Here is a 10,566-nt window from a genome sequence, read left to right on the forward strand (position 1 = left end):
TAATTGCTTGATCTCTATTTTTTATTACAGATTTTTCATTTATTAAAATTTCTCCAGAATCAGACCTAATTAATGATGTAATCATTCTAATAGTAGTTGTTTTCCCCTCTCCATTTGCTCCAAGAAAGCCATAAACATCTCCTTTAAACACAGTCATATTCAGATCATTTATAATCTTTCTTTTACCATAAGATTTACATAGATTTTTTATTTCAAGTACTTTTTCGGACATAATTTCCTCCTTTGATGATTCTATTATAAGAGGTAAATATAACAAAACTATAAAAACAACATAATTTTTAACTGATTTAGAAAAAAACAACCAGTAATATTATTTTAATTGGTCTTTAAATTTCATATTAAAAAAGCGACTTAACTTATAATCAATCGCTAAATGTCTTATATATTAAATTGTTTAAGTGAGGCTTCTTATCCTTACCATTTTAACCTCCCAATTTTGAGTATAAAAAAAGACGGTAGAGTTTTTAATTTCTATCGCCTAGGCTAACTTTAATTATTCTATTTACACAGTCCAAAATTCAGATATTATCTGTCCTAAGACTTTAGGATTATCAATATTTATTTCATGTCCAGAATTTTTTATTATTCTAAATTCACTATTTTAATCTTCTCATAATAGCTGACTAATATACCTGTCTTTTTCAAAACCTTTAAATTCTCCTGTTTTTCTGCTCTCGTCTTGCCTTATACCTTTCCTCATACTCCTGTTGTTTTCCATTTGCTTTACGCTTTAGATAATTTTGATGAAGTCTGTCTCTTCTCTCATTAATTTTTCGTTCTTCTTCCTCAAGTTTTGATCGTTCTTCTTCGCTTAACTCTTCTTTTGGCACTTCATAATTTCCTATGAAGTTAAAATATATTTCTATCTTTTGCTTTGATGTTTGACTGCCTTTCCTATCTCTTTCATGAATGATTATCTTCTTTACAAACTCATTTATCATTGTGTTTGTGAGATTATCAAAGTTTTCATAACGACTAATAAGGGATATGAATTTTCTTGCCTTATCTGTTTCCTTTTCATATCTTGATATTACAAGCTCTAAGTCTTTAATCTCTTTACTTAACGTGAGTTGCTCAGTTTCATATTGGTTATTTAAAATTTCATAGCGATTATTCGGTATCTTATTTAAAATCATATCTTCATAAATTCTGCACATCAATCGTTCCAGCTCTTGAAGCCTGTTTTGGCTTTCTGTTAATCTTATCTTTTTCTTTTCTATATGTGCCTTTTCCTTTTCTTCCATTTCATTTTGAATGGAATGAATAAATGCTTCATTATCTTCATCAAGATAATTTTTTATATCTTTTAATGTTTCTTGGATAAGGTTTAAGACTACTTCTGCTTTTATCCTGTGAGCTGATGGACAAAGTGTCCCGCAAGGTACTTTCTTATAATTACTGCAAACATAATAAGGAATATTCTTATAGTTATTTGTCCTATGAACATACATCTTGCTTCCACAATCTGCACAATACATCAGTCCTGTTAGTGGGTGATATTCGCCCCAACCATCAGGATACCTTTTTACATTTCCTCTTATCCTTTGCACATTATCAAAGGTTTCTTGGTCTATGATTGGCTCGTGTGTATTTTCAAAAATAAGCCAGTTATCCTCGGATACATATTTACTTTTCTTATCCTTGAAGTGTTTTCTTGTTTTGAAATTGACTGTATGTCCTAAGTATTCCTGTTTCTTTAGAATACTTGCTATTGTGGAACTACACCAACGATATGGGTGTTCAAAGTTTTTGCTTTGATATAGCCCATAGCCTAATTTTTGTTGATGGTAGGCGGGTATATCTACTTTTTCACTCTCCAATATCTTTGCTATTCGATACGGACCATTGCCTTGCATGGTCATATTGAATATTCGCCTTACTATCTCTGCTGCTTTTTCATCTACTATCCATTTGTTTTTATCTTTTTCATCTTTGATATAGCCATAAGGTGGTGTACTTGCCGTATGTTTTCCACTTTCGCCTTTTGATCTGAAAGTCGATTGGATTTTTCTTGATGTATCTCTTGCATACCATTCGTTCATGATATTTCTAAAAGGGGTAAAATCATCTTCTCTGTAAAAACTATCTACATTGTCATTGATAGCGATTAGTCTTACGCCCTTTTGTCTTAGTATCTCCATACATTGACCGACTTTGAGATAATCTCTGCCAAGTCTGCTCATATCTTTTACGATGATACAACCGATATTTCCTTGATTGACTCCGTTCATCATTGCCATAAATCCCGGTCTGTCAAACTGTGTTCCGCTGATTCCATCATCTGTAAAGTGAATGATGTTTGACAAATTATTTTTGCTTGCGTATTCTTCCAATATTTTTTTCTGATTGATGATAGAGTTACTCTCTCCTTGCAGTTCATCATCACGACTTAATCTTTCATAGAGTGCTGTTATCTTTTCAAAATTCCTCATTTTTACCCCCTTTCTCTTAATTTTTCAATAAAAAAAGAATTAAGAAGTACATATTTCACTAAAATAGTGATTAAGTGTTCTCCTTAATTCTATTACTCCTGCTGCTAGTTTGTATTTCTTATATTGTTTTACTGCAAAATGATTTGGCTTTTCTTTTTCTAATGCTTCAAACATATAGTCTACTGCATTTTTAAAATTTTCATCTTCTTCTCTTACCTCACTTGCATCTATCATAGCAAGTAAAGTTGTAAAGTTCTGTTCTTCTTTAGGAGCTTCATACCAGATATATCCTATAAGTGCTGTGTAATAGAGTTTTTCAGCTTTCACCCAAAAATCCTCAGTTGATTTTTCTCCTTCTCCCTTAGTATTTGCAATTATTGTTTGTACTAATTTCAAAATATCTTTTTCACTTTTCAAGTATGCAAAGGGATTATATCTCATGGATTTTTTAAAGTTTATTGTGTTTAGTATTTTTATCTCATATCCATTTCTTTCCAACATTTTCCCACATTCCAAGACTAATGTTCCTTTTGGATCGGTTACTACATATGAAGAGTGCATTTGCATGAGATTTGGCTTTACAAAAAACCTTGTTTTACCACTACCAGAACCTCCAATTACCAATACATTTTTATTTCTCGCATATTTTGGATTTTTAGGTCTATTGTTCATGGTAAGTCTTTCAGTTTGAGTTAATAGCACATTGTTTTCAAACTTCTTGTCAATGTATGGCTCAATATCTTTTTCATTTCCCCATCTTGCCGATCCATATTCTCTGCCCTCTCTAAACTTTTTTGCTTTTTTCTTTTTCTGTATAAGGATTAACTTAATAACTACTGATAGAATTAGACCGGGTATCAGATTTTTTATTTTTAATGATGGAATATATTTTAAAGTATCTATTTGACTAAAAGCTACTAGAATTCTATCTATTATATCTCCTCCTACATAAGAGTTGACATGGCTTGCAAAGATATTTCCTATATAAAAAAATAAGAGGTAAGGAAGATTTTCTAATACAAATTTCTTCTTATCTCTTATCTTAAAAACATTTTTTATATCTTTTATTATTTCATTTAGTATTTTCGAATTAATCACTTCCTCTCCATAAAAAAGAGTAGATTTCTCTACCCATTAGTATCTTATTTATCTTTTTTATATATTATTACTGGAACTTGTTTTATTTTTTTACCTATCTTTTTTCTTTCCAAGACAAAAATCATATTCTCATTTCTTTTAAAATATCCTAAATCTCTATGATAGCTTATACCACACTTGCAATGTAATAGACCTATAAACTGTTGCTTCATCTTTGAGTTACATATGGGACATATTCTTTTATTTGTCATTTTAAACCACCATTATACTTATATTTTACTTTCAAAGGTATTTTTTAGTTTTTTCCCTAATGCTTCTGTTCTCATTTTTTATCTATAGATAAGAGAAATTCTTCTACTGGATGATTCCATCTTCTTTTTCATAGTATTCAACAATAAAGCTATTCATGCCTTCTCATCATATATATTATATATCTAAGTGCTTTTATTATAAACTTTGTTCCTGATGCTTATGTTTAACCTTATCTCTGTCAATAGTATCTTTGACTTTATCCTTGAAGTTATTAAGCCTTTCTATTACAGATTTTCTTTTTCTTGACTTATCTTTAGTAAATTTCTGGACTGTCTTTTTAAAAGCTTGTTCCATCACTTTTATATCTTTTGCTTGAAAAAAGATAATGTTGTTTCCATTTTCTAAATCTTTCTTTATGGAAAATTTCACCCCATATCTTTTTAATTCTTTTTTCAATGCTTTTAAGTCTATGTCATTTAATTCTAAGGTTTCTACTTTACCTTTTTTTACAAGATCTTTTACTTTTACTTTTTTAAATTTTTCTAAGGGTCTTGACTGTTCTGTCTGCGCTTTATGTTTATTTATTTCTAATATTTTCTTCATCAAATTTATAACTTGCTTGGCTGTAACTATCCCCGCTTTTTTTACTATGGCTATTGTTCTGCTATTTATATCATCATTTTGCATTCACTCACCTACTTTCATTCTTTTTTTAATATTTCATAGGCTAATTTTGATTTCTCCTTCATTTTTTCTATTCTTCTATTTTCTCCTGTAAATATAATGGGACTGCATATTTCAAGTATCCTTGAGTAAATTCTTTTATCTTTTATAGTTTCAGGATTAGTTAAAGCTGATATATTTAAGTTTGTTGTTATAATTAGAGGTTTCCCACTTCTATATCTACTATCTATTATGTTAAAGATATGCTCAGCTGCAAAATCTGTATCTCTTTCCATTCCAAAATCATCAATAATTAATAGTTTCTTATGATTTAGGTTATCTATATACTTACTCTTATCAATCTCAAAGTTAGTCATATCATTTAAAATTACTGAAAAATATGTCATTTTGACTGATATTTCTTTTTCTAGTAAAGCATTTGCTATAGCACTTGCAAGATATGTTTTTCCACATCCCACATTCCCTATGAGAATTAATCCTATATTATTTTCATATATTTCATCAAATTTTTCCACATAATTTTTTGCTACTTTTTCATGCTCACTATCTTTGTCCATATTTTTAAAATTCCAATTTAATAAGATAGGATCAGAAAAACACTCTTTTTTTAAGTGTTCAATTTTTAAAAGCCTTTTATTTTCTTTTCTTTTTTCTTCCTCTAATTTTTGTCTTTCTTTTTTACATTGACATAAAATACCAACTTTTTTTATTTCTCCAAAGAAGTCTATTTCTTTTTCAATTGGTGTTTTACATTTTGCACAATATTTTAATCCTGTTTCTTGATCTATATAACTCCTATTTTCTTCATCTTTTGATGGACTATTTGTTTCTGCATTTTTTATTTTCTGTTCTAGGATTTCTTTTATTAATTCCATATGCTCCTCTCCTATCAAGTATTTAAAATTTCTCTCCATATATCCTCATCGTTACTATAGTCATAGTTTTCTCTTTTCTGATCTTCTCTCTTTATGACTTCTATGTTTCTAATATTTTCATCTGCATTGTATAAGAGAGTCAGTAGATAAGCATTAATGTTTCTAATATCCTTTGGAGCATTTTCTCTTAGGTATTTCAAAACATAGTCTATGTGTTTATAGTTAAGACTTAGAAATTTTTCTTTAAAATTTTCATTGGATATATGCCTCCCTCCTATTTTAATGTTTGTAAAGCTAGTTAAGGCTTTTACAAGTACATTTATCATTACATCTACTTGCTTCTTTTCTTCTATTCTTACTTTTTCAAAGATTTCATAAGATATATTCTTTTTTATAGTTTCTTTTAATTCTTCCTCCTCCAAAGTTTTTTTTGATTTTTCTCCTAGCTTTTCTAAGGGGGATATGGGGGTGGTATTATTAAAATCAGTATTATTAGTTTCAGTATTATTAATATTAGTATTATTAGAGTCCTCTTTTGAAACTTCTTGAGGTTTGTTTTCTAAACTTCCTGAAGTTTGTTTTTTAAACTTCTTGAGGTTTGCTTTTGAAACTTCTGTAGTTTTATTATTTTCTGTGTAAATAAAGTTCTTTACATAGAGTAAATTTGGCTTTCCAAGTCCTAACCTCTTTTTTTCTAATAATCCTATCTCTTCAATTTCTTTCATTACTTTGACCGATTTATTTCTCCCCCAATTTAATACTTCCATAATTTCTTCTATGGTATAGATAATGTATACCTTGTTTTCTTCATCTAACCATTTATTCTTAATTGACAAGCTCATTCTATCGAGTAGAATTCCATAAAGAATTTTTGCTTCTACGGATAGTTTTTTAAAATTTAAGTCGGTGAATAAAGTTTTGGGAATCCTAAAAAATGAATATTGTTCTGATTCATTGCCATAATAGTATTCAAATTTAACTATTTCTTTCATCATAACCCCCTTTCTTTTCATATAAAAAGAGATAGCTTTGATTTTGCTATCTCTTTTTCATCGTTTTAATCTATTTATTTTTATATTTAAATTACTTTTATTCTTTCATTCACCCCTTCTATCACTTCTATAATAAAATATCCTAGCACTGGTAAACCATAAGGACTAAAAAGATATGCTAGTATAAACGCATCTATAGCAAGTGCTTTTTCTCCATGATAAACAGATCCTAAAAATCCCATAATAGCGATAAATGAAATCAGTTTGAAAAATATTGTGCTGAGTCCTAATACAAACGTTAAAAATAGAATTATGATACTTAACGCTATCCTAATAGGAAACAATATGATTTTGAAAAAAACTCTAAATATTATCATATTCTCTTCAATCCTTATTACTTATGTTTTCTTTTCTTTTTTGTTAATTTAATAAAAAAGATGACAGACTTAATCCTAAATCGTCTTGTTTAAAAGTTTTGTGGAAGCCTTTAAACTTTGATTTTAATGGATTTATTGTATCTGTCATCATTATATCACTGTCCCCAGTCCCGCTTGCTCCACTTATGATTAGGTGGTCATTCTTATTTATCCTAAAGGAAGCCCCTGATAAAATCTCTTTAGGCCCATAGGAAAAGTCAACTTTTGAAAATAATATGTCTGACTTTTCTTCTATAATTTCTTTATCCTGACCTTGCTCACCTTCAAATTTATCTTCCCTATAAGAATAATCTTCCAAAATTCTTTCTCTGATTTTCTTAGTTGAAATTATATTGCCATAGGAATCTGCTATCTCTTGCATAGGCCAAATTATAATATTCATAAGACTTAAGAGAACTGGGAAATAAAAGGCTTCTATCTTGCCCCAATAGACAAAAAGGGCTGATAAGAGCATTAAAAATGTCTGCAAAATCATTGATGACACATTTATTACTGAAAGCCTAGAAGAATTTAAAAATAAGGATTTTTCGTGGATTTTCTCATTTTCTTTGGTTTTTTGGTCGAATTTCCTAAGGAAATGGCCTGTCTTATTGAATCTAAAAAGAGTTCCATAGCCGTAAAATGAATCATTCAATATCTCATTGTAGGAATTTAGAGACTTCATATATTTCTCATTCTCATTTGATGATAGAGAGGAAATATACTTAGAAATCAGCATGATTATGATTCCAAAGGCAAAGATAATCAGGGTTATTTCAATATTAATAGTAAAACCATAGGCCAAGCACAAAAATAAAAGAACTGTATTTGAAATAATCCAATCGACAGAAAAGAGATAATTATCTTCTATAAATTTTAAGTCGTTGTTAAATAAAGATATGTAAGATGCCTTATCCTTGCTTTCAAAATAAAGGGGATCTCTTCTTAGGATATTTTCCATCAAGTCCCTCTTAACCCTCACATTCCACAAATAAGAAATCCTAGCCTTCATCCTAGATCTTGATACTCTCAAGGTAAAAAAAACAAGGGCCCAAAGAACAAAAAATATCAGAGTAGATCTAATCAAGGTCCCATCCCTATAAGACACAATCCTAGAAAACCTCTCAATCAACCTAGTCATGAAATATTGCTCAAGATTGCTAGCTAAAGAAAGAATTATAAATCCAACAAAAATCCAGTTGAGTCTTATAAATTTAAACTTCTCTTTTTGATAATTCTCCTTCATATAAACCTACTTTCTTAATATCAAATCATCTTTTATTATTTCTATAATACACCATGTCATATAATATTGTAAAAAAATATTTTATTGTAATATTATTCTTTATTTTGTAGAATTAATCGAGTAGGAGGTAAATGATTAATTCATCTACCGTCCTCTCACACCACCGTACGTACGGTTTCGTATACGGCGGTACTACAGTTTAATTTGAACTTTATTGTAATAGCTGACTAAGGATGTATAGCCCATCTCAGCTATTCTTTTGATCATTTTTGGTATTTTCTTTTGAGTTAATCTTCTCATAACTGTGTCCAGCTAATTTATTTTCACTTTCTAAGTTTCTTTGATTGGTCTGGTTGATTTTCTACAGTCTTTGTCATGATTCGTTTCTTTCATAAATTTATACCTCCTGTAGTTCGGTCCTTCCTAGTTTTAACTAGTACTATGACTTCTGCTGACTTCTCACTATTCGTTGTTACTACTGTTTCGCTAGTGAGACCTCCTCGGGTAAGGACATATTCTTTCCTCTCATATATCTGCCACATTTACATTTACGCATTCCGTGTAGCTACCTGACTTTACTTTGTCTAGCAAGCTTATCCTACGTAACTGCCTTATGTGATTCATCTTCGTCAGACCAAGAGTTCGCCTAGGGCTTCCTTAAGAATCCACTTCACGATGGACACCCTTGCCTTTGACTATGTGTTTCCCACTACCGGGCACACTTAGGACTTGCACCTGTTAGAATATGCTCATGCCGAGCGCACGTATAAAAATAGCACCTACTTCTGTAAGTGCTATTAATTCCAATAAACAAATAATAATAAATTTTATCTTCTATTTTTTAAATCAATCTAACTATTTATATACATACTTACATATGCTTCCAATAAGGATAATCAAAGCTCCAAGTATTTTTCCTACATATTTTTTGTTTGTTTCATCCGAATTTAATATGGAATTTCCAAAGATAACAATCCCTAAAAAAATTAATATGTTATCGTAATTGGATTTCAAAAAATTTATTATACTTACCATAATTCTATGTACCCATTGTTTGGAATCTTGTCTCTTCCATCAATTCTTTCGGCTAACCATTGACCTGGGTCAAAATAAGCATCAACAATTCCTTTAATTATATTTCCTGCATAAATACCAAATGCTCCTAGTCCCAAAGCATACAATTTATTTACCACAGCTTTTTTCACATGCTTTTTAACCCACTCTTTTGCGGCTTCTTTACCCATTTTTTTGATTAACTCGAATACACTTCCTACGCCCGCTATTAATAGAGTAGCATTGATAACTCCATTTAAAATTCCTCCTAACATTTTTGTAGAGATTGTTCCATGGGATCCTGAATAAAATGTAATTCCATTACTTTGTATATTTTCTATTGTTATATTTTCACTTAAAATATCATCTACCAGATTTATATATTCCTCTTTAGTATATCCTTCATCTGTAGCAACGAATTTATTTTCTTCATACATTATTTCAAGTAGTGCATTATAAGCTTCTTCTTCTTTTGGTGTCATTCTATCTCTTTCAAAATTCTTTGAGACTAAATCTACACCTGTGTATTTATTAATAAAATCTTTTTTTAATGAATTTACACTATTATCTGTTGCGAACGCTCTTTTCGGAATAATTGAAAGAATTATACCAAAAACTAAAATACCAGCGATGATTTTTTTAAATCTATTCATAAAATTCTCCTATAAACTTTTTTTTATTTAATTACATCTTTATTTATTATTTATGAGTTATAAAATATTATTATTTGTCTACGGCACAAACATACTTATTCTTATCATTTCAATATCTGGTTGATAAATAAAAACCATACTTATATCTAAAATTTTTATAATTTAGAAACGATTTCAGTATAATCGTTCCTATAATTTTTGTTTTACATTTTTATATAATCTTATCTATATAAAATAGAAAGATATAGAATAGCTCTACTTTTTACACTTGTAATCCACCTCCTTATATTCCTATTTCTCATAATCTAAAAAGACCGTTAATTCTGATTTTAGTAAATCATTAATAGCTAATCCCTGGGCTAGTATTTAAATTAATTCTGTGTTAAAATTATTCATAAGAGTACTCCTTGTTAGTTTATGTTTTTCTTTTTTTACTTAACAAAACTTTACAAGTTTGAGTTCTCTTTTTCTATTTTACACATAATATTTTATAATATGCACATTTCATAGTCTATTGTATTGTCCTTTTACTTATATTTATAATATATTAAAATGGCAAATAATTCAAAGACACATATGCCTTTGACAATGAAGATATTATTAGCTAGGATTTATATAAGGCAAGCCAATAATCGCCAAGAATATAATCAATCTTATTATTTGTTACTTGCCTAGTAAAACTAATCTTTAGGATAAAATTAATTATGATGAAAAATATTAGACCAGCTATCAAATGTCAAGAGAAAATAAAAAATAATTAATCTTGTAATTTATGGCACATCAAATAAGCCTAAAAATTAGGCTTAGAAAAACTAAATAACAACTAAATATTCGGTATGTAAGT

Annotated in this window: 9 protein-coding genes and 1 pseudogene; all 10 read right to left on the reverse strand. The window is 29.1% G+C overall.

Features of this window, described 5'->3' with window-relative positions; all coding sequences use genetic code 11:
* Nucleotides 1-232: ATP-binding cassette domain-containing protein (locus NH286_RS09955; protein WP_265238642.1), on the reverse strand; the 232-nt coding region annotated here is incomplete at its 3' end.
* A 371-nt stretch (nucleotides 233-603) separates the two neighbouring features.
* Nucleotides 604-2,453, reverse strand: a pseudogene (locus NH286_RS09960) (DUF4368 domain-containing protein).
* 39 nt (nucleotides 2,454-2,492) lie between these two features.
* Nucleotides 2,493-3,551 carry a VirD4-like conjugal transfer protein, CD1115 family gene (locus tag NH286_RS09965; protein ID WP_265238644.1) on the reverse strand — a complete coding sequence of 353 codons (1,059 nt, stop codon included), beginning with the start codon at nucleotides 3,549-3,551 and terminating at the stop codon, nucleotides 2,493-2,495.
* Between the two features lie 44 nt (nucleotides 3,552-3,595).
* Entirely contained in the window at nucleotides 3,596-3,802 is a 207-nt protein-coding gene (locus tag NH286_RS09970; RefSeq protein WP_022620867.1) for a hypothetical protein, read from the reverse strand.
* A gap of 196 nt (nucleotides 3,803-3,998) precedes the next feature.
* On the reverse strand, nucleotides 3,999-4,490 hold the full coding sequence (locus tag NH286_RS09975) for a PcfB family protein (protein WP_002838927.1): 492 nt from the start codon (nucleotides 4,488-4,490) through the stop codon (nucleotides 3,999-4,001).
* A gap of 14 nt (nucleotides 4,491-4,504) precedes the next feature.
* A complete protein-coding gene (locus NH286_RS09980; RefSeq protein WP_265238646.1) occupies nucleotides 4,505-5,362 on the reverse strand; it encodes an ATP-binding protein in 858 nt (285 codons plus the stop codon).
* 14 nt (nucleotides 5,363-5,376) lie between these two features.
* The gene (locus tag NH286_RS09985; protein ID WP_002838936.1) at nucleotides 5,377-6,354 is read right to left on the reverse strand and encodes a replication initiator protein A; all 978 of its coding nucleotides are present in this window, start codon (nucleotides 6,352-6,354) and stop codon (nucleotides 5,377-5,379) included.
* Nucleotides 6,355-6,440: 86 nt separating this feature from the next.
* On the reverse strand, nucleotides 6,441-6,731 hold the full coding sequence (locus NH286_RS09990; RefSeq protein ID WP_000583243.1) for a CD1845 family protein: 291 nt from the start codon (nucleotides 6,729-6,731) through the stop codon (nucleotides 6,441-6,443).
* A gap of 43 nt (nucleotides 6,732-6,774) precedes the next feature.
* Nucleotides 6,775-8,016 carry an ABC transporter transmembrane domain-containing protein gene (locus NH286_RS09995; protein ID WP_265238649.1) on the reverse strand — a complete coding sequence of 414 codons (1,242 nt, stop codon included), beginning with the start codon at nucleotides 8,014-8,016 and terminating at the stop codon, nucleotides 6,775-6,777.
* Nucleotides 8,017-9,044: 1,028 nt separating this feature from the next.
* Nucleotides 9,045-9,722 (reverse strand): hypothetical protein, encoded by a 678-nt coding sequence (locus NH286_RS10000; protein ID WP_265238651.1) that lies wholly within the window; start codon nucleotides 9,720-9,722, stop codon nucleotides 9,045-9,047.
* Between the last annotated feature and the right edge of the window lie 844 nt (nucleotides 9,723-10,566).

Source organism: Anaerococcus sp. NML200574, from assembly GCF_026131665.1.
Taxonomy (GTDB): Bacteria; Bacillota; Clostridia; order Tissierellales; family Peptoniphilaceae; genus Anaerococcus; species Anaerococcus kampingae.

Bases quoted from the DNA above. Each gene is read 5' to 3' on its own strand.
- NH286_RS09980 (WP_265238646.1), bottom strand. From the start codon at position 5,362: ATGGAATTAATAAAAGAAATCCTAGAACAGAAAATAAAAAATGCAGAA.
- NH286_RS09990 (WP_000583243.1), bottom strand. From the start codon at position 6,731: ATGATAATATTTAGAGTTTTTTTCAAAATCATATTGTTTCCTATTAGG.
- NH286_RS09995 (WP_265238649.1), bottom strand. From the start codon at position 8,016: ATGAAGGAGAATTATCAAAAAGAGAAGTTTAAATTTATAAGACTCAAC.
- NH286_RS09970 (WP_022620867.1), bottom strand. From the start codon at position 3,802: ATGACAAATAAAAGAATATGTCCCATATGTAACTCAAAGATGAAGCAA.
- NH286_RS09985 (WP_002838936.1), bottom strand. From the start codon at position 6,354: ATGAAAGAAATAGTTAAATTTGAATACTATTATGGCAATGAATCAGAA.
- NH286_RS09975 (WP_002838927.1), bottom strand. From the start codon at position 4,490: ATGCAAAATGATGATATAAATAGCAGAACAATAGCCATAGTAAAAAAA.
- NH286_RS10000 (WP_265238651.1), bottom strand. From the start codon at position 9,722: ATGAATAGATTTAAAAAAATCATCGCTGGTATTTTAGTTTTTGGTATA.